The following is a 25,021-nucleotide window of genomic DNA, read 5'->3' as shown; positions in this document are numbered from 1 at the left end:
AATAAACTGCTCGATTGCAGTGCGAGTGGCCCTCACTGATTAAAGTTTCCTTTTATTTTTGCATTGAATCTAACATCTTCACAATAAAGGCAGCTGCCTGACCACGAGTTGCTGTGCCTCGAGGATCAAACTCATTATTTCCAATACCATTAACTACCTTTAGACTGTATAATCGTTGAACCGATTCTTTGTATGTTATTAAATGCTTATCTGTAAATGGTAATGCTACTAACTCACCTGTAATTCCTTTATATCGTAATGCTTTGTCAATCATAATAGATACTTCTTCACGAGTAATTGGTGAGTTAGGATCAAAAATTCCTTCACCACGACCATTAATAATTCCTGCACTTGCACAACGTTTAATACCGTCATGAAGTGATGGATGTGCCTCATTAATATCTACAAATGACTTATTTCCCTCTGGTAGTTTAAGAGCATTCGAGATTAATTTCGCAAACTCCGCTCTCGTTACATTTCGATATGGCGCAAATACACCATTACCTTCGCCTTGCATAATACCTAGACTGTTTAATTTACGAATATGCCCTTCAAACCAGCCACCTGTAATATCATCTTTTGGTTTTTGTACTTCTTCCTTTGGTACATTGTAGTTAATTTTAATCCAACTTGGGTCATAGAAAATCCATTCTCCATTACCTACTTTATACCAACCATTTTTAACCGCTAATACTTTGTATCGATCTCCGTTTGAAGCTTTACGTACAACACGATGTTCAATACCCGCATCACTACGTACATTGATGCCACTACCATTTACCACTAGTTCCATGCTAGGTTCAGCTGGATTATTTTCATTTGGATTAAATGAGTCATTTTTATCTTGTAAAGGCGTATCAATCTGCGCATTTATATTTGCATACCACTGAATTCCTTGTACGAAACCAGCCCAATTACCACGTGAAATTAAAATGTCAGGACATTTTTTCCCGCTCCATTGTTGATGCTTGTAAATATGATCTGCACCAATTCCTTCTTTGTTCATTAAATAACCTGCAAGTCGTTTTGCATTTTCTAACGCTTTATTGTAATCACCGTCTTGGTTAACCGCAATCTCGATACCGATAGACTCCCTGTTTCCTGAACCATCTCCATCTCCTGCATGCCAACCATTTTCGTTTGTTGGTAAGTGTTGATAAATTTGTTTATCATCTACAGTAAAATGCCATGAAGCTGTTCGGAAAGTGCCTTCAGTTGCTTGCTTGTATAAATATTTTGCATGATTTTCAGCATTAGCACCAGCGGCTGTATTTGCGGTCTCATGAATTGTAATGTAACGTGCTTTCATCGGATTTGCAGGACGAATATCAGGATTTCCTGCTGGAACAATCCACTCCACAAATGGAACTCCTGCAAGTGTTCCATATTTCTTCGTACTCTGTGCACTATATTGAATACCTCTTGGCTTTGCAACAGGTTTCATTTGACGATCAGATCCATCATTTCGACCATCTACAGATTCAAATGCCTTTTCAATGTTTGAAATAGCTTCCTTTTCTGCTACTTGTCCCTTCTTAGCATCTTGCATTTTGTTTAATTCTTCTGTTTCATCATGTTTATGCTTATATTCTTCTAAAAGCATTTTTTCATTTTCAGATACTTCTGCTTCGTTAATTTGTACATGATCAGGAACTTCCAACTTGAAATTAGAATAATTTAATCCGCTCGTTCCATGTTCTCCTTCAGCAATATTTAGTTGATCAGTTTGAGATTTGTTTATCTCTTCTGCTGATGCTGATAAAGGTACACTCCCTAAAATCACTAGACTTGTTGATAGTGCGATTACTTGTTGTTTGATTGTCTTATTCATTATTATAAATAGATATACACACATTCTCGCCGTGTATATATCTCAACCTCCTTTTGTTGTCACATTAATTTTAAAAATACAAATCTACTATGTACTTCTAATATATTTTCTTTTTATTTATATATTTAAATTATATTATTTTATGCCCGTTAAGAAAATATTTATATGTCATCCCTACAAATGAATTTCATCTAACATATTTTTTACAAAATCCGTCAACAAAAATTATTTTACAACTAATTACCAATACCGTCAAAAGCATTTTCAACAATCCACACTTTAATAGCTATAGTAAATGTTATTTCTTTCACATTATATACTATTGAATTCCCCTATCAAATTTCTACTTCTCAAAAATAGATTATAATACCCTGTACTAATTCTTCACTAAGAAGAAACTTTACAATTTTGCTATAAATACAAACATATATAACTTTCCACAGCAAGAGTGTATACAATCACCAGCGGATAGCATTTATTTTGAAGAACTAGAAGATACTTGGGAAAATTATTTCAAATTAAAAGAAGTTATTGATAATAGCTATAATTTTTAGAAAGACAACTTACACAATATATAATTATAACAAGTCGATTTCTTATTTTAATAAGGAATCGACTTTCTTACTATTTAATTTACTGATTAACATCCCACTCTAAAATTATTTTACTAAAGATACTATTATAGATACCGAATTATCTATAACGGAACGTTCTGGGCGTGATTTCATTAACACTGTTAATCCAATTAGGGACGTGACTAATGTTTGCGCTAATGCTTTTGCGTTCAAATCACTTTGTAGTTCTCCTGATCGAATTCCCTTCATAATTAATTCTTGAAAAATAACTGCAAGATACATTTGATGTTCTCTAGTCAGTACTTCAAACCTTTCATTATGAGGAGCAAGCTCAACCATTGTGTTAATACAAAAACAGCCTTTACTGAACTCTTTTTTATATTCCTCTTCCACCATGTTTTCAAAAAACATCCGAATTGCTTCTTTTACAGATTGTTCTTTTTGAAGTTTTGTTCGTATACGAGCCGCATGTAAGTTGGTGTATCTCCTTAATGCCGCTTCAAATAAACCCTCTTTATCACCAAAGGCTGAATATAAACTCGGTTTTTGTATTTCCATTTTAGCAGTTAGATCACTTAATGAAGTTGCAGCGTATCCTTTCTCCCAAAAAAGTTGCATAGCAGCATCCAAAGCTTTTTCTTCATCAAATTCGCGTAGTCGAGCCATTTAAAAATATCCCCTTCCTCTACATTTTTAGATTATAAACCAACACTTTATGTACCAATCAGTATATTATATATCGTATTAAATTATAAATGACGTGTCAAAGAAAACGAAATTAACTCAAAATAAACTTGACATATACATTTACTCGAGATTATATTTTACTTACAAAATAACATACCGTTCGGTACGTTATTTACAATAATACAAAAAGGAGCTGATTTTATGAATAACAAAGAAAAGATGATGACCACTCTAAAACATAATCATCCCCAGTTACATTCACCTATTAGCGCAAACATGTCCCGCTATATGACTCTATTATTCGCAATAGCTTGCGGGATGGCGGTCGCAAATATATATTTCGCTCATCCACTACTTGATTCTTTATCAAATGAATTTAAGATTAGTCATTCAACTATCGGTATTGTGATTACTATTACTCAAGTTTGTTATGCAATCGGATTACTTTTATTAGTTCCACTTGGTGACTTATTAAACCAAAAAAGACTTATTATTGTTCAAATGCTTTTATCCGTTATCGCTTTAATTGTAATTGGGGTCGCTCCCTCAGCCATCGTACTTTTTATAGGTATGGCCTTAGTAGGAATTCTTGCAACAGTTACACAAACACTCGTCGCATACGCATCAATTTTAGCGAATCCAGCAGACCGTGGACGTATAGTAGGTTTCGTTACAAGCGGCGTTGTAATCGGCATTCTCCTTGCGCGTACATTTGCAGGCGCATTAACAGATTTAGCTGGATGGCGGTCCGTTTATCTCACCTCCGCTACACTTATACTATTCGTAACTGTTTTGTTATATCGTAATTTACCTACTCTCGAACAGAACAGAATGACAACTATACCTTACCAGAAGCTAATACGTTCTGTACTTTTATTATTTGTAGAAGAACGACTCTTACGCATTCGCGGAATATTAGCATTGCTCATTTTCACTTCATTCAGTATTTTATGGACTTCTTTAGTATTGCCTCTAAGTGCTACACCACATAATCTTTCACATACAGCTATTGGTGCGTTCGGCCTTGCTGGAGTTGCAGGTGCATTAGCTGCTACTAAAGCTGGACAATTAGCTGATAAAGGATTAGGACAAAGAACAACTGGCATAGCTTTATCTTTATTAGTACTTTCATGGCTCCTAATTATATCTATTAAACACTCTCTATTATTACTAATTTTCGGCATTATCCTCTTAGATTTAGCGGTGCAAGCTGTACATGTCACCAATCAAAGTATGCTGTTCACAGTGCGTCCCGAAGCAAGAAGTCGACTTACTGCCAGTTACATGATTTTTTATTCTATCGGTAGTGCAACAGGTGCAATTCTTTCAACAAATACGTATGCAAAATATGGTTGGGATGGAGTCTGCATATTAGGTTTATCTGTTAGTGCTTGTGCTCTTTTATTTTGGGCAATGACCTTACGGCGATCATCACAACTAAAAGAAGAATAATTCATTTGTATATTTTTCTACAAGACTATAGAATAGCATTTATTTTTCAAAATAAATCAACGGCATTTTCATATAAAAAATGCCGTTGATTCCAAACTTTTATGTATACGATTCGCCATTTCATGATAATAGATCAATATACTAGCGAAATACATCTATTACAAATTACCTTTAACTTGTCCGACAATTTCGTTTATCGTATTTCGATCAAACTTATCACTAATTTCGTATGGCTCACGATCTCCTACGAATTGCACGCCTACAATATCATTGCGATCCTTACCGTATTGCACTTCAATGATAGATCCACGCTCTATTTGTTTCCAAATGAGGCCTGCTTCATCTTTATTATCTAAAATAATGCAGTCTTCAATATTTTCGTCAATCCCAATTAACTTGTTATCATCCATATATCCAATCTCGTATTGTTGACGTTCTTTCGCTTTTCCGCTTACTAATATACCTTTGCTACCATATGAGTAATCCATATAGTCCTTTTTCTCCGTTTGTACCACTTTCGGCTTTTGTGCTTCAGTTTTTTCAGCAGCTCCACAACCTGTAATAAGACTGATTGGCATAACCATAGTTAATACTACTCTAGTAAATTTCTTTATCATTTATAACTAACCTCACATACTTAATTTAAAATACTATTTATTTCCTTATTATAAAATAACATGATAATACAGAGAAAGAGCCAAAGATAAAATATTATTTACATCCGTATTGTCCCTCCCTTTACATTAATATAGTATCCTCATAAGTATGAATAGCTAGGCTTTCAAAATTAATACGGGAATATTATAGAAAGTAGACATCCTACTCACATAAGATTAGTATTAGAATTGAAAATATATAAACTAGATGATTACTTATATTAAGGAAGGAAGTACACAGCTATGGATTTTAAAACAGTCATGCAAGAGCTTGAATCCCTTGGTAAGGAAAGAACGAAAAAAACATACATCTCTAACGGTGCACACGAGCCGGTTTTTGGCGTAGCTACAGGTGCTATGAAACCAATCGCTAAGAAAATAAAAGTAAATCAAGAGTTAGCTGAGGAACTTTATGCCACAGGTAACTACGATGCTATGTACTTTGCAGGCATTATTGCAGATCCAAAAGCTATGAATGAGTCTGATTTTGATCGCTGGATGGACGGGGCATATTTTTATATGCTATCTGATTATGTGGTAGCAGTAACTTTATCGGAGTCAACTATCGCCCAAGACGTTGCTGATAAATGGATTGCAAGTGGGGATGAGCTACGAATGTCAGCGGGCTGGAGTTGCTACTGCTGGCTTTTAGGAAATCGCAAAGACAATGAATTTGCCGAAAGCAAAATTTCCGATATGCTTGAAATTGTAAAAAATACAATTCATGATGCACCAGAACGAACAAAATCTGCTATGAATAATTTTATAAATACTGTAGCAATTTCATATGTGCCACTACACGAAAAAGCAGTCGAGACTGCAAAAGAAGTTGGTATAGTTGAAGTAAAACGTGATAATAAAAAAAGCAGTTTGTTAAATGCTTCCGAAAGTATTCAGAAAGAAGTCGATAGAGGAAGAGTTGGTTTCAAACGTAAATACGTTAGATGTTAGATTATTAAAAAAGGTGTCAATCAAGAAAGATTGGCACCTTTTTTAATGTAGAAGTAGAAAATGAACTACCTCCCTAAAAATCATTCATTTCCCTCTTTACAACTTATATGTTAGAAATTTCTTCTTTCACTTTATACACCCTATCTCTTTTCTCATCGTTTTTAACAAAAGTAAGCTTTCCTTCTGTAACAAAACCTTCCAATGCTAAGCATACTTGTCCATATGCTTTTGGCTTATTCGTTGTAAATCTTTCATCTGATATTTTACCAGATCGTATTAATTGTTCGCATAACTCCAGTGCACTTATTTCTTCAGAATCCATTAATTCCAATATATCTTTTTGCAATGCTGATAAAGGTGCAGGTATCTCGGCTACCTCTACCTTTTCTTGTTTATTTTCTTTTTCGTCTTCAAATAAATCTTCAAATGAAATTTGATTCATTACATCTTTTCCTTTCTCATAACGAATTTGCTTAACATGAACTGAACCCTATATGTACTAGAACTTTTACATTTAGTTATTGTTATGTAGTCCTTACCTCTTTACATAAATTTTATAACTCATGTGCATTATTTTAAGTAGTATATTTCCATTATACCAAATATACGTTCTGTCATCTATTGTAGAATTCGTTATTACTGAACTGAAAGCAATAGTGAACATCGGTTGCACAAATCATGCAAACAAAAAAATGCTAATCGCATTGTTTGAACTACTTCCACATGTCTATCAAGCTAAGAAAAACGAACATCCAAAATAAAAAAGCGAGGTTACTATTGTAGTACCTGAAAAGCAGGCAGTCTTTAAGGCTTAGTTAAGTAAGTATTCTATGTTGCGAATGAAAAAGGATCTGATATGAATATCAGATCCTTTTTCATTGCTTCTTTTATAAATGTAACTTCTTGATACATACATCGTTTCACACGATAACTGGTTCATACGTGCTTACATTATCATACACAGTTTTCGCAATTCTAGGAGGAAGATTAACACACCCTCCAAATCTGACTTTTTAATAGAATCAAAGTGTATTTTTACTTACCAGACTTAATTTTTTCATTATATTCTTCTAAGGTTAACCCTTTTTCTTTTAGATAAACAGCAACTTCTTTTCCTACATAACGATAGTGCCATGGCTCATACTTAATGCCAGTAATATTCTCTTTATCTTTCGGATAGCGGAGAGTAAATCCATACTCCGCAGCATTCTTATCTAACCATTTGAATGCATCGGTAGTTTCAAATTTTGCATTTAAATCTTCTACAGTATTCTGCCATTCAACTGAAATAATGTCTAACGCTAATCCAGTATGATGTTCACTTGCACCAGGATACTGAAGATATTCCAATGCCTTAGCACTAGCCTCTTTATCCGACAAACCTTGCGATTTATAGCTTTTAACTGAAGCATCATAATACGTTTGTTGTAATTTTATAGCTCGATAACCTGATCTTAAATAAAGATTGATTCCCTCTTTTTTTGCAGCTGCTACCATATCCTGATAGGAAGTTGCAATTCTACTATCTATTTTCATATTCGGCTTAGCATTTTGAGTAATACTTGTTAATTCAATTCCTAGTTCCTTTGATAACATATGCTCTCTATTTACAAGAATAATTCTCCAATCATTAGGATCAGAGATAGGTAAAACATCTTTTTTATTCGCATGTATCTCTTTTTTATTTTTATCGTTATTATTAGTAGTTTCCTGAGATGTTTGCTTTCCACTACAAGCAGCAAGACTCCATCCCATTGCCAATACCAATGCTAAAATTATAAATTTTTTAATTGTATCTCATTCCCTTTTTGTTTATTAGTCTTTATACCAATTTCCCAACACGTCTCTAGGAATCTCCTTGAAATCCTTCAAAGAAACGGGGCCGACAAATTTTTTAATTCCATGTTTTTTAGACTCTTCATCCGAATAATCTTTTAAAAATTGAATTTTAAATTGTTTCTTACCATCAGCGTAGTCGGTTACTGTCGGTACGATTGCCGCTTGTCGTATACCAAAAGTTTTATCTTCATACTCAACAAATTGTACATAAGATAATCCTCCAACCAATGTTTCTAATTTTTCTTGCGCAGAAATAAGATTTCCAAGAGAATAATAGATTAGCGTTTCATGTCCATCTTTATTTTGTTTCCACTCAATTGGTTGAATTACATGTGGATGATTTCCAATTACTACATCTACACCTAAATCTGTTAAATATTGAGCAACTTCTTTTTGTTGCTTTGAAGGTGTAGATGTATATTCTACTCCCCAATGCACCATAACAATCACCATATCAGAGCTACTCTTTGCCTTTTCCACATCATTTTGTATCGCTTTTTTATCAATTAAATTTAAAGCCCAAGACTTATCAGCCGGAATTTTAATTCCATTCGTACCATATGTATAATTTAGTAACGCAAAGCGAATACCATTTTTTGTAATCGTTTTTATTTCATTACGCTCGTTTTGACTCTCATTAATGCCTACTGGGATAACATCCGGATATTTCTTCCAGTATTCTCTTGTATTCGCAACACCTTTAATACCCATATCCATAGCATGATTTGTCGCTTGAGTCACTATATTGAATCCAGTGTCCACTAAAGATTGGCCTACTTCTTCAGGTGTATTGAAAGTCGGATATCCCTGTACTTTTAGATTATTTCCTGCAATTGGAGTCTCCTGGTTCACGATAGCAAGATCACTTGATTTAACAGCTTTTTTGATATTTTCATAAATATAGTTATAATCATATGAACCGTCTTTTTGTTTGCCATCTTTAATTACTGCGTCATGATATAAATTATCACCCGTTGCTATTAAATTCACAACCGATTTTACTTTTTTATCTTCCGTAAAATTAGGAGACTGTTGGATAGGACTCTTCTCTACCCAATTTGGTGCTTTTAATGATGTATCTATATTAGATTCAGCCGGTGGTAATGAAGCTTTAGATGTCTTAACATCTGTATTACCACAAGCAGTTAAAAGCACTAAAAAAATAAGACATAATAAAAAAAACTTTTTACTTCTCTGTAAAGTATCTAACATGTGATCCTCTTTTCTGTTTTATTACTTATAACCAGTTCTAACAAATCATTCTTTAAAACAACGTATTTTGGTTTTACCCTTAATTATGGAAGGACACTCTGTTACATCTGCTTCGGAATATACAGATAATCATTTTCCATTCTCTAGCAATCTATCAATTCCATCAGAATTGATAGATTGCTAGAAAAACATGATCCATCAGGATGTCGACTAGTTTCATATACCTGTTCCAATTGCAGTAACTCGTTTAATCTAAACAAGATAGAAGAATAGTTCATATAGCCTCTTCTCTTGCTTTACGTTTGTGAGTGGCTCCAAAAAGAGGGGATCGTTGCTGTACCCCCTTTAAATATTATGGAATCATTGTAACTAATTTCTTTACGTTAAGCGACAAACATTATACCGATAACGATAAGTAAGACCCAAGAACTTATTTTACCAATATACAAAAAAAGTAGCAATCTTTTGACCCATATAAAGAAGCCAATTAGGAGAAATGAAAGGAAGATTCATTTTAATTAATTCCTTCCTTCATTGATTAATAAAAAAACAAGCCACCCAACTATTGGATGGCTCTATACTATAAAGAGAATTTGTTATTGGATTACTTCAATTTCCCTTCAAAAACAATCTTCCTACCGCACGGCTCAACTACTGTTTTGCCGTCTTTCTTTACTTCATGAAAGATTGGCTCTTCCATACGACGAGACGGAGCGTAGCCTTCTTGTTCCATACGTGCTAAGCAGTCTGTAATTGTTTCATTTTCAAGTACTTCAAATTTCTTTTTATTAGGTTGTTTTGTCATGCCCTAACCTACTTTCTATTTTTCTTGATGCGAATTGATTTTTCATGTAGACCATATATAACATTGCGAGAATTCCCATTATAATCATAACCGCAATAAAAAAGCTTGTATACTGTATTTTTTCTATAAATACGCCGCCTAATACAGGCCCCATAATACTTCCTAAACTAAAAGCGATTCCGGATAATATATTACCTGCCGGTAGTAAATGTCTCGGTAATAAATCAGTCATAAATCCAAGCCCTAAAGAGAAACACGATCCAATAACCATACCCGCTAAAAGCATGCAGGCAAAGACGATCCAGTAATATTGATCAAATACAGCGGCAAGTAGAAAAATGCCCGTACTTATGCTAAACGTCCACGTTAATATACGGTCCCTTCCGTATTTATCACTCAATATACCGAGCGGAATTTGTGTAATAATACCCCCAACTGCAAATGCTGGTAATAAGAAGGATACATCTGAAACAGACCACCCTTTACGAAGTGCGTATACTGGTAAGTTACTGTTTAGCATTGCTTCAAGTACGCCATATGCAAGTGGTCCCAGCAGTGCAATCCATCCTAATCCAACAACTTGTTTATAACGAGAAAATGATGATTCACTCTTCACCTCTCTTTCATCTTGCGCTGGGAATGCATTTTTTGTTGGAAGTAGTAAAAGCCAACCTATTAAACAAAGTATAGTAGATATAATAAATGGTGTTGCAAGACCGTACTGCACAGTGCTTGCTAAATACGGACCAACAGCAAAACCAATTCCGAAGAATACACCGTATATCGATACTTGTCTCCCTATTTTACTTGGGTCTGATGTTGTCGTGATCCATGTTTGTGTTCCGACATGAAGCATATGATCTCCGACTCCAACTAGAAATCTAAGGATAAACCATACCCAAAATGAAAATGTTTGTGTAAAAAAGAATAATGAAATAATAACGAGAAACCCACCTATAACAATAATCGGCTTCATTCCAAACCTTTGCATCGGTTTTTCAAGAAACGGCGAAATAACTAATATCCCGATGTACAATGCCGTCGCATGAATACCATTAATACTTGAACTAACCCCTTCTTGTTCAAAAATCATTGCAATGGCTGGTAAGAGCATTCCTTGTGACAAACCCGAGATTGCTACAATCCCAACCATAATCCAAAAAGTAAAACGCATTGACATCCTCTGTCCCTCTCCTTCTCACGCTTCCACTTTTCATTATAAACTGTTTCTTCAAATGCGTGTACGAATATTCGCAATAAAAAACAAGCTAAAAGAATGAACCTTTTAGCTTGTTATCTTATCCTTCCCAAACTTGCGCTTTCACATTGTAATGAAAGTGTTTAAAATATGGATTTTCATAAAATGAAGGTCCATATAAGTAATGTTGCATATGAGCTGTTAGTGGCTGCTGCATTTGTAAAGGAACTACAGCTGGTGAAACTTGCATATACATCGGATCTATCATTATTTTTTTATAGATATGATGATTATATGGCGAATAAGCGATTAAGGATGGTTTATACATTGATAATCTCCCCTTATACATACAAATGTTATAGTATATGCAACACTTCTCATTTCGGGGATTATTTATGTTCTAACCAATTCTCTACATGTTTTATAAATACATCTAAACAATCAATAAACGGTGAGTGTCCGCAATCTTCTAATACCTTCAACTCTGCATTTGGCAAATGTTTCGCTAATTCCTCACCGACTACTTGCGGTACGACATAATCTCTATCACCTTGTATGACGAGTGTCGGCGCTTTAATATGATGAATTTGCTTACTTCCCTCTACAACCCCATTATGTTCATCCGAAATATTAAATGTAATGAGCGCATAATTCACATCTACGAAATTACGTTGCGTTAACATATCATCTAAATACTTTTCATAACGGTCCGGTTCAGGTTGATTATGTGTATATATTAATAGATTCCATACTGTACGGTAATATAGTTTGTTCATATTTTTTATCGCGTCTAATACTGGAGCGATTTGTACTGGATCTTGCGCAATTTCTTCTTTTGTCTTTACTAAACTTGATACGATTGGCTGCCCATTCGTATCTTTTTTAAAGATTGGGTATCCTTTCATTCCTACTGATTCTACTAAAATTAACTTTTCTACAAAAGTTGGGTGATTCGCTGTAAATTGCATCGCAACGCCACCGCCCATTGACCAGCCCATTAATGAGAATTTCTCTAGCTTTAACTCGTCGATAAATAATTTTACATCGTCTGCAAAGTCTTGTAATGAATCTATCGACTGATTATACGTTGATTGTCCAAACCCTCTTAAATCAAGAGCGTAAATATGGTATTGATCTTGCAACTTTTCAATAACTAAATCCCAATGTTGTGACGATGTCATGTTCCCGTGAATGAGTACAAGAATATCTGTATTTCGCCTTCCAACTTCCTGATATGCAATCGTTTCTCCGTTCGATAGTGAAACAAACTCCATTGTTGCAGGCTTAATCATCACAAGTTCCCCCATTCTATTTAATAGAAAGAAAATTCTTTACTTAATTAAAGAATAGCACGCAGAATATACGTTCGCAACATAAAACCTATAAGAATTTTTTACATAAATCAACATGTCTATTACTAGACAATTATTATAAAAAAGTATATAGTTAGCTAGGTAACTAATTTGAAAGGATCAAAATACATGGACGAAAAACAACATTTTTTTCACATCGTCAGCCAGACTTCTCGGAAGTTTACGAAGAAATTTAATGAACGTGTATCTCCAACAGGGTTATTTAGTGCGCAATGGGCTGTTATTTTCCGCATTAATCAAACTGGTTCTTGTTCACAAACAGAATTGTGCCAGTATTTAAATGTTGAATCACCAACGATGACTCGTACGTTAACACGTATGGAAACGATGGGATGGATTATTCGTACAGAAGGTAAAGATCGCCGCGAGAAGCTCATTTCTTTATCCGAAACAGCGATAAAGATGATTCCAGTATGGCAAGAAGAAGTTGATACTTTCGAAGAAAAAACGCTAGAAGGTATTAATGAAGATGATTTACATCAAGCATTTCAAGTGTTACAACAAATTATTAAAAATTTAGATTAAATTGGAGGGATGACGATGCAAAGTGAGAAACTTTGGACGAAGGATTTCCTCGGAACTTGTTTTAGTAGTCTATTTCTCTTCTTAACATTTTACATGCTTATGACTACTCTGCCTGTCTATGTAATAGACGGCCTAAAAGGAAAACCTGAGGAAATTGGTTTAGTTGCAACTGTGTTTCTTATTTCTTCTGTTTTATGTAGACCATTCACAGGAAAATGGCTCGATGATTTAGGAAGAAAGAAAATATTATTTATTTCACTTTCATTATTTTTAGCCGCTACTGTTATGTATTTCGGTGCGCAAAGTTTATTCTTATTACTTGCCCTTCGCTTCTTGCACGGTATTGGGTTCGGGATGGCAACGACAGCTACTGGTACGATTGTAACTGATGTTGCGCCAGCTCATCGACGAGGCGAAGCACTTGCATATTTCGGCGTATTTATGAGTCTGCCGATGGTAATTGGTCCTTTTTTAGGTTTAACAATTATTTCTCATTTTTCGTTTACTGTGTTATTTATCGTTTGTTCCGTATTTTCATTACTTGCATTTTTATTAGGACTACTTGTAGATATTCCGCACGAAGCACCTGTTAGCAAACAGAAACGTGAAAAAATGAAATGGAAAGACTTAATCGAACCATCTTCTATTCCGATTGCACTTACAGGATTTGTTTTAGCCTTTTCTTATAGTGGTATTTTATCCTTTATTCCTATTTATGCGAAAGAACTCGGTTTAAGTGAAATTGCAAGTTACTTCTTTATTGTATACGCACTTGTCGTTGTCATTTCTCGTCCATTTACAGGAAAGATTTTTGATCGCTTCGGTGAAAATGTACTTGTTTACCCTGCTATCATTATTTTCACAATCGGAATGTTCATATTAAGCCAAGCACAAACTTCATTTTGGTTCCTTGGCGCAGGTATGCTAATCGGTTTAGGTTACGGGACATTAATTCCGAGTTTCCAAACGATTGCGATTTCTGCCGCTCCAAACCATAGACGTGGTTCTGCGACAGCTACGTATTTCTCATTCTTTGATAGTGGTATTGGTTTTGGTTCTTTCATTTTAGGTATTGTCGCAGCGAAATCCAGTTATCATAATATGTATTTTATCGCAGCTATTATCGTTGCGTTCACTTTACTTTTATATTATGGATTACACGGACGAAAACAAAAATTCAAGAAACAACCTACAGACGGAAAAATTTCCGCTTAACGTTAATAAGGAAAGTAAACTTCCCCGTTTACTTTCCTTATTTTGTATTTCTTTCAAGACGAGCGTATACTTATAGTAGAAATAAAAAGGAGGGCCATATATGAAACTAAAAAAATCTCCCCTACTCTTACTTATACTAACATTCATATTTGTAATTACAGGGCTTGGGTTTACTTACTTCAAACAAAATAAAACGACCCCATCAAAACATAATGTGACAAAAGAAAACTGGTTAAATGACCCTTACTTACGTTGGTCGTACACACACATGAAAGAATTCACTTTAGTTAATGACGTAAAAAACAATCCTGACCAAATTGCTCACTTCCCTTCCGCATTGCAAAACTTAGACGATTTTGCTGTGGAGCGTAGATTCGGAAATACAACTCCTCTAAAAAAACTTTTAGACGATAACAAAACAGATGCTTTTGTCGTTGTACATAATGGACAACTTGTTTACGAACGATATTTCAATGGGTATAAACAGAATGAACCTCATGGTATGGCATCATTAGCAAAAGTCTTTACCGGGGCAATTATACAATCTCTCGCTGAAGAGAATCGTATCGATTTAGAGAAAACAGCTGACACTTACATAAAAGAATTAAAAAACACACCGTTCGGTAATGCCACACTTCAGCAATTAATGGACATGCAAGTGTCAGCAGAATACCCGACCCACGGATATGAGCAGCCTGGGCTAGAAAATCAAGATGCACAATTATATTTAGCTAGCAATATTTTACCCCGCGGCAAAAATTACGACGGTCCGATGAAAATTTATGATATGTTACGAGAAGCCGAAGAAACGGCACCGCCTGGTTCTGCCTTTTCTTACAATAACGGATCAACAGAAACGCTCGCTTGGATTATTAGAACTATTACTAGTAAATCACTAGCTGAAAATGTAAGTGAACGAATTTGGTCTCAAATTGGTATGGAAGAAAACGCGTATTACGTTACAGATGAATCAAAAGTAGAACAAGCTAGTGCTGGATTAAATGCAACTGCTAGAGATATGGCGAGATTTGGGCAATTACTATTAAATAATGGGGAATATAACGGAAAACAAATTCTCCCTTCTTCTATTACAGAAAGTGTAAAAAATGTCCAAGAAGGTGAACTTGCAATTGGCCCTGGAGCTTCCATTTCTTATCATAATCAATGGTGGATTCCCCACAATGAACAAGGTGCTTTCGAAGTGTTAGGTAGTTACGGACAAACACTTTACATCGATCCGAAAGCAAATATGGTAATCGCTCACTTCTCTTCTAACGCAACGCCAAGTAATGAAATACATTCGGTTTACTCAAATATGTATATTGATATTGCACATCATTTGGAGAAGCTTCCACGGTAGTGGAAGCTTCTTCTTATTGCGTTGTTTTATTTGAAACCACTACCCTCATCACGGTTATTCATAATGAAACTTTTTATTAGCAATCCAATAATACGTTACGAAGAGTGTCAATAAAATCCACACTATAGTTAGTAATCCAGTAATTATTGCGTTTGAATTTACTACCCCCGTGACTAACGTTTCCATTGCATACTTACTCATACCGGCTGGATTAAGCTGATCCATTATTGGATTCAAACCGACGATTACTCTGCAGGCTAAAAGGAAAACAATTGAAATTAATGCAATAATACCTTGACTGTGAAAAATAGCACTTATCATTGTTGTGAAAGATACGATAAAAAGAACCCAAATTAGATAAAATAGTAATCCAGTAATTAGGTGTGCAAATGGAACGGCAGTAAAAAGAAAATTTACATATAGATAAGAAGCTACGTATCCAATTGTTACACTAAACGCTACCATTAAATAGTTTGACACTATTTTCCCACCTACATATGAAGTAACAGTAACGGGCCTTGTTAAAATAAAGGCCAACATACCATTAGCTTTATCTGTTTGAATTGCACCCATCATAGAAATCACTAGAATCATAAGTCCAAGCTGATCAAACTGGGATCCTAAAGTACTCGCTAATACTTCGCCCCCTTTTTGCGCTGCCATACTCAGATCAATTGTAATTCCCTGGCCTCCACCTAATGCTTCTAGAATTGATGGCAAATAATGAGTTACTATCGGCTGTGTTGCACCTAAAAATATAAAAACAATTGGTAGCCAAATAATCTTAAAATCACGTAACATTTGAACATATTCTTTTTTTATCAATACCATTGAGTTATTCATTTTTACACCACCAATTTCAAGAAAATTTCTTCTAAAGTATCGTTGCTCATTTTAAATTTAACAATGTCCACTTTATGTTCGAGTGCATTTTGCAGTAACATATTTTTGTTTATTTCGATACTTTCAACCTTCACTTTGATTTTAAGCCCAACCACTTCTACATTCTTCACATACGGTAATTTCTTTACAACTTCAATCCAATTTTGATCTTTAGTTGTTATTTCAATAATTAATTTATTTTCACGATTACGTTGTAAAAGCTCCGTAATCGTTGTGTCTTCTATTTTTGTTCCATCTTTTATAATGACAAATCGTTCACAGATTTCTTCTGCATCGCTTAAGATGTGGGTTGATAATAAAATGGTTGTATCTTTTTTTATTTCTTTAATCAGATTCAATACTTCCCGCCGGCCGATCGGATCTAATGCGGATACTGGTTCATCCATGACAATAAGCGAAGGTTTATGCAATAATGCTTGTGCAATACCAAGTCGTTGTTTCATTCCACCAGAAAATGTACTAACCTTTGCATTTTCTTCTTCCTTTAGTCCAACTTTCTCCAACATTTTTGGAATCGACTTTGACAATTCTTCTTTTTTCAACCCCGAAAGTTGGCCCATAAACGTAAGCGTTTCTCTCGCTGTCATCCAATGAAAAAAATTAGGATATTGAGGTAAATAACCAATTTCACTTTTCATTTTTGATATTTTTATCCCATTCAATAAAACTTCACCAGCAGTTGGATTAGTAATATCCGAAATTACTTTTATTAATGTGGATTTCCCTGCTCCGTTTGGTCCAATTAATCCGACGCATTCCCCTGCTTGCAGTTCCATCGAGAAATTATTCACAGCAATTTTTCCTTTAAATGATTTTGTTACATTTTTAATCTCTAATTTCATAATTTCTCACTGTCCTTTCTCCCTATAACAAAGTACAAGATAGGTCCCAATATATTAACGAAAAGAATAATTAACGTCCATACAAGTACATTTTTTCTTGTTTTCCTATGTCGATATAAATCAATGAATGCAATTAAAACTAAAAGTGCTCCCACTGCAATAACTGGTAATATAATGGGTAGAAAAGCCATAATATCAATGTCTTTAAGATCATTCAATCCATAATGTATTTTCATTGTCATCACTCCTTTTAAATCTCATTATCATTATTGATAATGATAAAATAAAAACGGATGGATTGCAATCATTATTCTCATTATTTATAATGAGAATAAAAAAACAATACATAAGGTGATATAATGAGTAATAAAGTTGAAATTTTAATGCATCCGGTAAGAATGAAAATTTGCCAAGTGTTAATGAGAAATAAGGAAGATGGGCTAACACCATTAGAAATGGTAAAAATCATTAAAAATGTACCACAAGCCACACTATATAGACAGCTACAAACTATGGTTGATTCTGGTATCGTCCATGTAATTAAAGAAAAAAAGGTGAAATCTGTTTCTGAAAAATATTACGCAATCAATGAAGAAGATGCAAAAATTGAAGGAAGTGAATGGAAAGGATTATCTGATGATGAAAAGTTAAACTACATTTCCTATTATCAGTTATCACTTATGACACAATATCAAAGTTACCTTAAGAAATTAGAGGAACAAAACAGTCAAGAAGATAAGGCTACTTTTTCTGTAGTAGAATTAAAGCTAGATGAAGAACACTTTGGAAAATTTCAAAACGAACTTAACGAATTAATGATTAAATACTACAATAGCCAAAGTAAAGATGACGAAATAGAGACTCCGGTTCGGACTGTCGCTATTACAATTATTCCAGAAACGTGAACTCACTCAATATACATAATACAAGCCGATGCTTCCTTACCATAGGAATCATCGGCTACCTTCATTTCGAAAATTGTTTTGACTACTACTGTACGGCTAGCGAAAAAACTTATCTAGAAGCTGCAATGTTGTAGCATCTAGAATTAGAATGTGCTTAAAGGTCCTATCTTTCCTATATTACATGAATTCTATTCTTTCTTTTCTCATGCTAGTCTCATACGATCCACACTCTCTCCAAACGCTTTTTAAAAAGAAGCATGGATAGACTAATAAATATAAATTAGGGATCCACCAAGACATATCAAAATCTAAACGGATTGTCCAAAATGCTAGAGCTTGTAACCCTGAGCAAAAAGTTAAAATTAATGATAAAAACGCAAAGTGGCTCCAAATATGTTTTTGTTTAGAATACAAATACAAACTTAAAAGTCCCGTTAAAGAGATTAGCAAATCCAAGGGTAAAAAAGACCAGTTCCATGCTACTAAAATTGGGTCTTCATAATCTTTAAATAAATATTCTTGCGGAATCATATGGAAAATTGTTATAAACCAATATACAACAAATCCAAGATCAGTAATAAGGAAAAAATACTTTAATTGATTCAATGTATACGTTCCTCCACCATTTCTTTTTTCTTCGCTTCATGTGCCGCACTATTAAAATTTAATATTACGACTCCAACTAAAATAAAAAGAATTGCTAGTATCTTAATTATATTGATACTTTCTCCAAAATAAATAAAACCAATTGTTGTAATCGTTACAATTCCCATACCTGACCATACCGCATACGCTACGGACATTTCCATCCCCTTTAATGCAAATGAAAGAAATGCAAAACTTACTACATAAAATACAAAAATAAGAATGCTTGGTACAAGTTTCGTTAATCCATCAGATAGTTTCATCGCAGCTGTACCCGCTACTTCAAATAAAATTGCTAAACTTAAATAAATCCACTGCACTATTCTCCCACCTTCTATTTCGAATTAGAAATTCCGTACAGTAACATATCCATAATTGATTCAAGCATACTTCCCAATGTATAATCACTCTTTTCAATAAACATAGGATCATATATGCGATTCAGTGCCCCTAAATACACTTCAATAAAAAATGGAATTTGAATTTTTCTTATGCTTCCTTCTCTTATTCCCTCTTCTATTAAACCGATTACAGTAGACCAGCCTTCACGTAAAAACTGATCTAATTTTAACCATTGGTAATAATGATGTTTTTTTAGTTCTACTAATAATCGTGCATCCATAAATGTAAATTGTTGTGGAATGCAAATTAAAATGAGCCTTATTTTTTCAACTGTTTGTAACGTATCATCTTTAGCGATATTTTTTTCCTTTTCTTGAATACTTTCTATTACATTACGAATAACTTCATCTACTATTCCATCTTTTGAAGAGAAGTGCTCATAGATTGTCCTCTTACTGACAGCTAATTGTTTTGCTAAATCACTAATTGTAAATGTAAACCCCTTCGTTTGAATTTGATGAATTGTTTCTGTTACTATTCTTTGTTTCATAATCCGCCCCCTAAACCTTTGGTACCACTTTAGTTTTTTTGGTACCATTTCATTTTACAATATTTAACACGATATATACAACTAACATTTCAAATTTTCTTATTTTTAACTCAAAACAGGTAAACATAAGAGCGTTGAGAATCATACCTGCATATTCAACAATTAAGTGAATGTATAAAATAACACTCATACATAAAGATTTAAATAAAGTTAAATACAATTCTATAAGGCTATGTTTGTATATGTTCTTTTTTAGTTTGGTGAGGCCGGATAGAAAATATTAGTCACTGAGCACTAATATTTTTTGTTTCATATGATTCCTATAACAATTACAAAGCTGAATCATCATTGTTGGGGCTGCTTACTTCTGCTAAAAAGACACCCTTATAGGAGTGTCTTTTCTACTCTCTTTAAAGAATTTATATCAACCTCATAAGTATTCCCATATGGTCTAAGTGATGGAATCTCTTCCTTTGCCCCATAAAATAATAGTTTCAAATCATCATCTTTATACTGAACTACGAAGAAGTCATCGAATTGGTCAAATGTGTTTTGATTAATCGTGATAAACCCTTTTTCTTGAGCAGTTTTTTTAACACTTATTCTTCGTCCATCTTTAATGACATCATATCCATGCTGATTCGTCACTTTGGATAGCTCACCATTCGTTGTAAAGGACACAAAAAAACTCACCTAGACGACCTATAAGATGCCTTAATTCAGTCGCCTTACAACCAAGAACATTCATTTTAAATCGTAACATTTCAAAGTATGCCTCATATAACTTTTTAATTTGTGAGATTCCTATTTTGTCCTTATCCTCATTGACAAGAAGTTTCCCATTATCCCACTCACCTACAACAGATTCACACTCTGCCCCTTTAGTTTTATGAAAAACTAATCCAGTATAAGGATAATTTTCACCTACATATCTATAAGTTTTTTTATTTATATATAAACAGATTTTTATTAACAGCTCTTCCTTTGTTATAGCGGTTATAACAATAATCAGCAGGATTCATACTCCCCGGTTTCGTATGAAATTTTGTTATTAATCTGTCCTTTACCTCTGCAGATGTTAAAATATCGCCTATTTTTTCTTTAAGTGCCTCTATAAATTGCTCATAAATAGTCAATATAACCCTCTCCTCATGTTTCTCAATAGTTTTACACCTAGTAGAACTTGCACTCTACAATTTGGCCTAATTGTAGAATAATATATTTAAAGTTCTTCATAAATATCTATAACTTACTATATAGATTTTACATTTAATTAAATTTCATAGACTATTAGAGTAAAATATAAATTGGAGAATTTTATTAAATGCTCAAAATAAAGATAATACTCCATTAAGAGCTCGTTTATTTAGGAAACGTGTCTTTTTTTATTGGCTTTTTAAATAAGGTAAACGTGAAGAAGCATTATGAAAAGCAGGACAATAATATTAAATTAACTTCCATTCGAAGGAGTTTAAGCCTTGCATGAATGACTATAATGTCTATTTGGTTGAGCAATCGATATGTTTTGCCGAAACGTCAATATATTAAAAAAGGATCTCTCTTGATAAAGAGAGATCCTTTTTTTACTTCTTCTTTTCTGTCGGTTGGCTTTGTTTAGCGAAATTAGATGAATCATCGAAATTCGGTTGCTTTTTACCAGCATTATTACTTCTACCTTTTCCCATATGTAATGCACCTCCCTCCTCCTTACTATTCCCAATAAAAAACTCCTCTTGCATCCAAGAGGAGTTTTTGTTGTGCTATTATTAATAATGCCTAACTGTTACCGCAGTACTTCCAACACGGTCCTATCCTAACTTTTAACCATGGTGGTGATCATGGCCATCAAGCCTATGATTATCTATCCGTCTTGGCGTTTTCCTTTAAACGATACCCTAGTCTTCGATCGCTTGGTAGGCCGTGGTCCAGAAGTCTTGGATAAGATGCGATGGGGCCGGAGTCGACATCCCAACCTGGGTGAACAGAATTCCAATAAACTGTTTATCTGGATCAGCGTAAGCTGAAGTACCGGTTCCACCATCCCAGCCGAATTGACCGATAGACGCGTAGTCTCCAAGATAGGTACGCACCGCCATCCCAAAGCCCCAGCCACCTTGGATCCCTTGTCCGAACGACAAATGGACGTTATTTTTGGCCAAATCGTCTCGGTATACTTGTTGTTCCGGAGTAAGACGGTTGGTGGTCATCAGCTGTACTGCGGGCCTAGACAGGATCCGTTTAGTGCCGTGCATCCCTTTATTCAAAAGCATCTGCAAATACGCGTGATAATCGTCGACGGTTCCAAGCAGTCCACCACCGCCTGCTTGGAATGCTGGAGGTTTGCTGTAACGTCCACCCGCCCCCTCATCCCACACGATGAATTCACCTGTCTCCGGATTGGGGGTGAAGGCTGGTGGAAGCCGATCAATCTTGAGCTGAGGTACGTAGAATCCAGTGTCCTTCATTCCTAGCGGATCGAATATGCGTTCGTGCAAGAACGACTCGAACGTCTGACCTGTGACCCTGGCAACAAGAACGCCGATTACTTCTATACTGATATGATACTGCCACCGCTCTCCGGGCTGATAGCTTAGCGGAAGTGCACCTAGGCGACGCATAAACTCATCTGGATCGGGCATATCCTGCCCTGGCGTGTCGAATATCCCACTCTCGAAGAACGAGTTCATGATTGGAGAATCCATCAACGTGAGATCCACTCCGAGCCCGAATGTGGAGGTCAACAAGTCTCGTACAGTGATAGGACGCCGTGCTGGGACGGTCTCTTCTAGCGGGCCATCGGGTCGTTTCAACACTTGCCGGTCGGCGAGTTCCGGTAGCCATTTGTCTACTGGGTCGTCTAAATGCAGTTTGCACTCATCGAGCAAAACCATTACTGGTGAAACTGCGATTGGCTTGCTAGTGGACGCCAATCGAAAAATCGTGTCCCGACGCATTGGTGCACCACCATCATGCCTCATTGTTCCAAGTGCTTCGACGTGCGTCTCGCCGTTTCGGCTGACTAAGGCGACGAGCCCAGGAATCTTTCCAGAATCGACATGCCGCGCCAATATATTGCGCATTTTGCGCAATCCTGTTTCAGAAAAGCCCTTATTGTTTTGTCCCATTTTGTTCTCCTTTAGTTTAGATTGAGATTTCTAATACATATTGACAATCAATTATTAGTTCTTCAAATAGAAAGATTCCCCTTTTTAATAATTTCGACAAGATGCATTTACATACATGGAGGCACCATGCATCACTATCAACCTAAGATAGGCTATATTTATGGGGATTTAATAATGGGAAATGCAATCATTAAAAACATTGATACAGCCATAAGAAATATGAATACTACAGCAGTAAAGGTACTTTCTTCAAAAATATCTTTATACTGTCCACTTGTTTCAACGCTGTTATTCTTAAGTAAGGCTTTAAAAGCAGCTTGTACATCTTTGCTCTTAGATGTTGTTTCTAATTTTACATAAATCGTTCTACCATAAGCTACATTTGAAACCACAACAGGTGGAGCTGAATGACTTACTCCTTTACGAGTTAACTCATCAAAAGTAAACACTATTATCAAACAGATTGGATGGATTGTTAGGTAGCTCAGCACTTACGGTATACAATATTTGCTTATATGCCGCTACCATCATTTTTTGTCAGGGTTATGATGGTACTACTCTTATTGAAAATATTTCAATCTCTTTTAAAATATCAAAATTTTCAGATTTTAAAAGGTTATGAACGAAACACCTCGAATAATTGTAATACATATACATAAGGAGGTTGATCTATTTTGTTTCGTTCCTTTACAAATGGTTGCGTCGCCTTAGTGCAGCGCTTCTTGCCAGAACCGTTTATTTTATCATGTTTACTAACTGTTTTCGTTATCTTCTTTGGTATGTTCGCGACTCACCAAACACCTGTAGAAATGATTAATCACTGGGGTAATGGAATTTGGGGACTCCTTGCCTTTTCTATGCAAATGGCACTTGTACTCGTGACTGGATCTGCTTTAGCAAATGCTCCTCTTATTAAAAAAGGATTAACGAAAGCTGCCAGACTACCAAAAACGAATGGCCAAGGCATTATTGCCATTTCAATTGTAAGTTTACTTGGTGCATACATAAACTGGGGCTTTGGAATTGTTGTATCTGTTTTATACGCAAAAGAAGTGGCAAGGCAACTGGACGGATTAGATTATAGACTAGCAATTGCCTCTTCTTACTCTGGATTCCTCATTTGGCATGCCGGTCTTTCTGCCTCTATCCCCCTTACGTTAGCAACAGGCGGCGAAACGTTAATTAAAACGACTGCTGGAAGTATTAAAGAGGCGATTCCGATAACAGAAACGTTATTCTCACCATACGCTCTCGTTCCAGTTATTATTTTTCTCGTTACGATGCCTCTCATTAATAAAGCGATGCATCCAGATGAAAAACATACGATAACTGTAGATCCTAGCGTGTTCCATGAAGAAGCTGCTGCTCAAGAAGTAGAAAAAAATACATTCGCTGAAAAAATGGAAAATAGCATCATTATTACACTTTGCGTTGGATTGTTAGGTCTCATTTATATTTTCAATTACTTTTATACGAAAGGATTTAATCTTACTCTCGATATCGTGATTTTTATGTTATTAATTGCTGGACTTATTTTCCACCGCACTCCGATTCAGTATATTCGCGCTTTTTCAGACTCTACGAAAAGTGCCTCTGGCATTTTACTTCAATTTCCGTTTTACGCAGGAATTATGGGCATGATGATTGGAGCGAATAGTGAAGGACTTTCACTTGGAGGAGCTATTTCTAATTTCTTTATTAGCATTTCAAACGAATCAACTTTCCCGCTCTTTACTTTTTTAAGTGCTGGCATCGTTAATATTTTCGTTCCATCTGGTGGCGGTCAATGGGCCGTGCAAGCACCAATTATGATTCCAGCTGGCGCTGAACTTGGTGTACCTGCTGCAAAAACTGCAATGGCCATTGCGTGGGGCGATGCTTGGACGAATTTAATTCAACCTTTCTGGGCATTACCAGCATTAGCGATAGCTGGTTTAGGTGCTCGTGACATTATGGGATTTTGTGTTGTGAACTTACTATATGCGGGTTTTATCATTAGTCTATGCTTCTTATTCATTTAAACGAAAAGC

The 25,021-nt window shown here is 35.1% G+C and carries 24 protein-coding genes and 2 pseudogenes; 7 read left to right on the top strand and 19 right to left on the bottom strand.

What is annotated here, in order from left to right:
* Positions 1-52: 52 nt before the first annotated feature.
* Positions 53-1,831: an S-layer homology domain-containing protein gene (locus ACO6VI_RS17955; protein WP_063549340.1), complete on the bottom strand. Its 1,779-nt coding sequence runs from the start codon at positions 1,829-1,831 to the stop codon at positions 53-55.
* Positions 1,832-2,490: 659 nt separating this feature from the next.
* Positions 2,491-3,072 (bottom strand): TetR/AcrR family transcriptional regulator, encoded by a 582-nt coding sequence (locus ACO6VI_RS17950; protein WP_063547956.1) that lies wholly within the window; start codon positions 3,070-3,072, stop codon positions 2,491-2,493.
* Between the two features lie 222 nt (positions 3,073-3,294).
* Between ACO6VI_RS17950 and ACO6VI_RS17945 the strand changes: the two genes are divergently transcribed.
* The gene (locus tag ACO6VI_RS17945; protein ID WP_063547958.1) at positions 3,295-4,545 is read left to right on the top strand and encodes an MFS transporter; all 1,251 of its coding nucleotides are present in this window, start codon (positions 3,295-3,297) and stop codon (positions 4,543-4,545) included.
* Between the two features lie 158 nt (positions 4,546-4,703).
* On the opposite strand, the gene ACO6VI_RS17940 is transcribed toward ACO6VI_RS17945, so the two are convergent.
* Positions 4,704-5,162: a hypothetical protein gene (locus tag ACO6VI_RS17940; RefSeq protein WP_063547960.1), complete on the bottom strand. Its 459-nt coding sequence runs from the start codon at positions 5,160-5,162 to the stop codon at positions 4,704-4,706.
* A gap of 282 nt (positions 5,163-5,444) precedes the next feature.
* Between ACO6VI_RS17940 and ACO6VI_RS17935 the strand changes: the two genes are divergently transcribed.
* Entirely contained in the window at positions 5,445-6,152 is a 708-nt protein-coding gene (locus tag ACO6VI_RS17935) for a DNA alkylation repair protein (protein ID WP_063547962.1), read from the top strand.
* Between the two features lie 103 nt (positions 6,153-6,255).
* Here ACO6VI_RS17935 and ACO6VI_RS17930 read toward each other — a convergent pair whose 3' ends face one another.
* The 7 genes from ACO6VI_RS17930 to ACO6VI_RS17900 all read right to left on the bottom strand — a co-directional run bounded on the left by ACO6VI_RS17930 (position 6,256) and on the right by ACO6VI_RS17900 (position 12,498).
* A complete protein-coding gene (locus tag ACO6VI_RS17930) occupies positions 6,256-6,594 on the bottom strand; it encodes a DUF3895 domain-containing protein (protein WP_063547964.1) in 339 nt (112 codons plus the stop codon).
* Between the two features lie 593 nt (positions 6,595-7,187).
* Positions 7,188-7,919: a M15 family metallopeptidase gene (locus ACO6VI_RS17925; RefSeq protein ID WP_000241993.1), complete on the bottom strand. Its 732-nt coding sequence runs from the start codon at positions 7,917-7,919 to the stop codon at positions 7,188-7,190.
* Between the two features lie 48 nt (positions 7,920-7,967).
* A complete protein-coding gene (locus ACO6VI_RS17920; RefSeq protein WP_063547966.1) occupies positions 7,968-9,203 on the bottom strand; it encodes a CapA family protein in 1,236 nt (411 codons plus the stop codon).
* A 604-nt stretch (positions 9,204-9,807) separates the two neighbouring features.
* A complete protein-coding gene (locus ACO6VI_RS17915; RefSeq protein WP_000166303.1) occupies positions 9,808-10,008 on the bottom strand; it encodes an NETI motif-containing protein in 201 nt (66 codons plus the stop codon).
* Positions 9,992-11,188 carry an MFS transporter gene (locus ACO6VI_RS17910; protein WP_000062798.1) on the bottom strand — a complete coding sequence of 399 codons (1,197 nt, stop codon included), beginning with the start codon at positions 11,186-11,188 and terminating at the stop codon, positions 9,992-9,994. Before ACO6VI_RS17910 ends, ACO6VI_RS17915 begins: the two co-directional genes overlap by 17 nt.
* A 118-nt stretch (positions 11,189-11,306) precedes the next feature.
* Entirely contained in the window at positions 11,307-11,534 is a 228-nt protein-coding gene (locus tag ACO6VI_RS17905) for a hypothetical protein (protein WP_063547968.1), read from the bottom strand.
* Between the two features lie 61 nt (positions 11,535-11,595).
* Positions 11,596-12,498, bottom strand: a complete 903-nt coding sequence (locus ACO6VI_RS17900) for an alpha/beta fold hydrolase (protein ID WP_063547970.1) — start codon at positions 12,496-12,498, stop codon at positions 11,596-11,598.
* Between the two features lie 189 nt (positions 12,499-12,687).
* Between ACO6VI_RS17900 and ACO6VI_RS17895 the strand changes: the two genes are divergently transcribed.
* The 3 genes from ACO6VI_RS17895 (at position 12,688) to ACO6VI_RS17885 (ending at position 15,679) form a co-directional block, all read left to right on the top strand.
* Entirely contained in the window at positions 12,688-13,104 is a 417-nt protein-coding gene (locus ACO6VI_RS17895) for a MarR family winged helix-turn-helix transcriptional regulator (protein WP_063547972.1), read from the top strand.
* Positions 13,105-13,119: 15 nt separating this feature from the next.
* Positions 13,120-14,319: an MFS transporter gene (locus ACO6VI_RS17890; protein ID WP_001190320.1), complete on the top strand. Its 1,200-nt coding sequence runs from the start codon at positions 13,120-13,122 to the stop codon at positions 14,317-14,319.
* A gap of 100 nt (positions 14,320-14,419) precedes the next feature.
* Positions 14,420-15,679, top strand: a complete 1,260-nt coding sequence (locus ACO6VI_RS17885; RefSeq protein WP_063547974.1) for a serine hydrolase domain-containing protein — start codon at positions 14,420-14,422, stop codon at positions 15,677-15,679.
* Between the two features lie 54 nt (positions 15,680-15,733).
* Here the strand turns inward: ACO6VI_RS17885 and ACO6VI_RS17880 are convergent, their stop codons facing one another.
* Genes ACO6VI_RS17880 through ACO6VI_RS17870 form a run of 3 tightly spaced genes read right to left on the bottom strand, consistent with a single transcriptional unit; the run spans position 15,734 to position 17,660 of the window.
* Positions 15,734-16,522 (bottom strand): ABC transporter permease subunit, encoded by a 789-nt coding sequence (locus ACO6VI_RS17880; RefSeq protein WP_063547975.1) that lies wholly within the window; start codon positions 16,520-16,522, stop codon positions 15,734-15,736.
* Positions 16,523-16,524: 2 nt separating this feature from the next.
* Complete coding sequence (locus ACO6VI_RS17875; protein ID WP_063547977.1) at positions 16,525-17,424, bottom strand: ABC transporter ATP-binding protein; 900 nt, start codon at positions 17,422-17,424, stop codon at positions 16,525-16,527.
* Positions 17,421-17,660 (bottom strand): PLD nuclease N-terminal domain-containing protein, encoded by a 240-nt coding sequence (locus tag ACO6VI_RS17870; RefSeq protein ID WP_000690914.1) that lies wholly within the window; start codon positions 17,658-17,660, stop codon positions 17,421-17,423. Before ACO6VI_RS17870 ends, ACO6VI_RS17875 begins: the two co-directional genes overlap by 4 nt.
* Positions 17,661-17,783: 123 nt before the next feature.
* On the opposite strand from ACO6VI_RS17870, the gene ACO6VI_RS17865 reads away from it, so the two are divergent.
* Positions 17,784-18,329: a transcriptional regulator gene (locus ACO6VI_RS17865; protein WP_063547979.1), complete on the top strand. Its 546-nt coding sequence runs from the start codon at positions 17,784-17,786 to the stop codon at positions 18,327-18,329.
* 177 nt (positions 18,330-18,506) lie between these two features.
* Here ACO6VI_RS17865 and ACO6VI_RS17860 read toward each other — a convergent pair whose 3' ends face one another.
* The 6 genes and pseudogenes from ACO6VI_RS17860 to ACO6VI_RS17835 form a co-directional block, all read right to left on the bottom strand.
* Positions 18,507-18,935 carry a YvaD family protein gene (locus ACO6VI_RS17860; protein ID WP_063547981.1) on the bottom strand — a complete coding sequence of 143 codons (429 nt, stop codon included), beginning with the start codon at positions 18,933-18,935 and terminating at the stop codon, positions 18,507-18,509.
* A complete protein-coding gene (locus ACO6VI_RS17855) occupies positions 18,932-19,294 on the bottom strand; it encodes a DMT family transporter (protein ID WP_080469846.1) in 363 nt (120 codons plus the stop codon). Before ACO6VI_RS17855 ends, ACO6VI_RS17860 begins: the two co-directional genes overlap by 4 nt.
* 14 nt (positions 19,295-19,308) lie before the next feature.
* Positions 19,309-19,866 carry a TetR/AcrR family transcriptional regulator gene (locus ACO6VI_RS17850; RefSeq protein ID WP_063547983.1) on the bottom strand — a complete coding sequence of 186 codons (558 nt, stop codon included), beginning with the start codon at positions 19,864-19,866 and terminating at the stop codon, positions 19,309-19,311.
* 384 nt (positions 19,867-20,250) lie between these two features.
* Positions 20,251-21,002, bottom strand: a pseudogene (locus ACO6VI_RS17845) (DUF7225 domain-containing protein).
* A gap of 759 nt (positions 21,003-21,761) precedes the next feature.
* Positions 21,762-22,991, bottom strand: coding sequence for a serine hydrolase domain-containing protein (locus ACO6VI_RS17840; protein ID WP_161519905.1), 1,230 nt, complete (start codon positions 22,989-22,991; stop codon positions 21,762-21,764).
* A 224-nt stretch (positions 22,992-23,215) separates the two neighbouring features.
* A pseudogene (locus tag ACO6VI_RS17835) lies at positions 23,216-23,528 on the bottom strand (thiol-activated cytolysin family protein); the annotation flags it as partial.
* A gap of 137 nt (positions 23,529-23,665) precedes the next feature.
* On the opposite strand from ACO6VI_RS17835, the gene ACO6VI_RS17830 reads away from it, so the two are divergent.
* Positions 23,666-25,012, top strand: coding sequence for a short-chain fatty acid transporter (locus tag ACO6VI_RS17830; RefSeq protein WP_065484492.1), 1,347 nt, complete (start codon positions 23,666-23,668; stop codon positions 25,010-25,012).
* The last annotated feature ends 9 nt before the right edge of the window (positions 25,013-25,021 follow it).

The sequence above is a fragment of the Bacillus sp. PSXD-155 genome (assembly GCF_049310765.1).
Taxonomy (GTDB): Bacteria; Bacillota; Bacilli; order Bacillales; family Bacillaceae_G; genus Bacillus_A; species Bacillus_A cereus.
Note: the sequence above shows the minus strand (reverse complement) of the source record. Positions and strands in the feature narration are given on the sequence as shown.

Coding starts and splice junctions, on each gene's coding strand:
- ACO6VI_RS17920 (WP_063547966.1), bottom strand. CDS start 9,203: ATGTTAGATACTTTACAGAGAAGTAAAAAGTTTTTTTTATTATGTCTT.
- ACO6VI_RS17945 (WP_063547958.1), top strand. CDS start 3,295: ATGAATAACAAAGAAAAGATGATGACCACTCTAAAACATAATCATCCC.
- ACO6VI_RS17950 (WP_063547956.1), bottom strand. CDS start 3,072: ATGGCTCGACTACGCGAATTTGATGAAGAAAAAGCTTTGGATGCTGCT.
- ACO6VI_RS17875 (WP_063547977.1), bottom strand. CDS start 17,424: ATGAAATTAGAGATTAAAAATGTAACAAAATCATTTAAAGGAAAAATT.
- ACO6VI_RS17955 (WP_063549340.1), bottom strand. CDS start 1,831: ATGAATAAGACAATCAAACAACAAGTAATCGCACTATCAACAAGTCTA.
- ACO6VI_RS17885 (WP_063547974.1), top strand. CDS start 14,420: ATGAAACTAAAAAAATCTCCCCTACTCTTACTTATACTAACATTCATA.
- ACO6VI_RS17870 (WP_000690914.1), bottom strand. CDS start 17,660: ATGAAAATACATTATGGATTGAATGATCTTAAAGACATTGATATTATG.
- ACO6VI_RS17895 (WP_063547972.1), top strand. CDS start 12,688: ATGGACGAAAAACAACATTTTTTTCACATCGTCAGCCAGACTTCTCGG.
- ACO6VI_RS17850 (WP_063547983.1), bottom strand. CDS start 19,866: ATGAAACAAAGAATAGTAACAGAAACAATTCATCAAATTCAAACGAAG.
- ACO6VI_RS17935 (WP_063547962.1), top strand. CDS start 5,445: ATGGATTTTAAAACAGTCATGCAAGAGCTTGAATCCCTTGGTAAGGAA.
- ACO6VI_RS17840 (WP_161519905.1), bottom strand. CDS start 22,991: ATGGGACAAAACAATAAGGGCTTTTCTGAAACAGGATTGCGCAAAATG.
- ACO6VI_RS17910 (WP_000062798.1), bottom strand. CDS start 11,188: ATGTCAATGCGTTTTACTTTTTGGATTATGGTTGGGATTGTAGCAATC.
- ACO6VI_RS17890 (WP_001190320.1), top strand. CDS start 13,120: ATGCAAAGTGAGAAACTTTGGACGAAGGATTTCCTCGGAACTTGTTTT.
- ACO6VI_RS17865 (WP_063547979.1), top strand. CDS start 17,784: ATGAGTAATAAAGTTGAAATTTTAATGCATCCGGTAAGAATGAAAATT.
- ACO6VI_RS17940 (WP_063547960.1), bottom strand. CDS start 5,162: ATGATAAAGAAATTTACTAGAGTAGTATTAACTATGGTTATGCCAATC.
- ACO6VI_RS17900 (WP_063547970.1), bottom strand. CDS start 12,498: ATGATTAAGCCTGCAACAATGGAGTTTGTTTCACTATCGAACGGAGAA.
- ACO6VI_RS17915 (WP_000166303.1), bottom strand. CDS start 10,008: ATGACAAAACAACCTAATAAAAAGAAATTTGAAGTACTTGAAAATGAA.
- ACO6VI_RS17930 (WP_063547964.1), bottom strand. CDS start 6,594: ATGAATCAAATTTCATTTGAAGATTTATTTGAAGACGAAAAAGAAAAT.
- ACO6VI_RS17905 (WP_063547968.1), bottom strand. CDS start 11,534: ATGTATAAACCATCCTTAATCGCTTATTCGCCATATAATCATCATATC.
- ACO6VI_RS17880 (WP_063547975.1), bottom strand. CDS start 16,522: ATGAATAACTCAATGGTATTGATAAAAAAAGAATATGTTCAAATGTTA.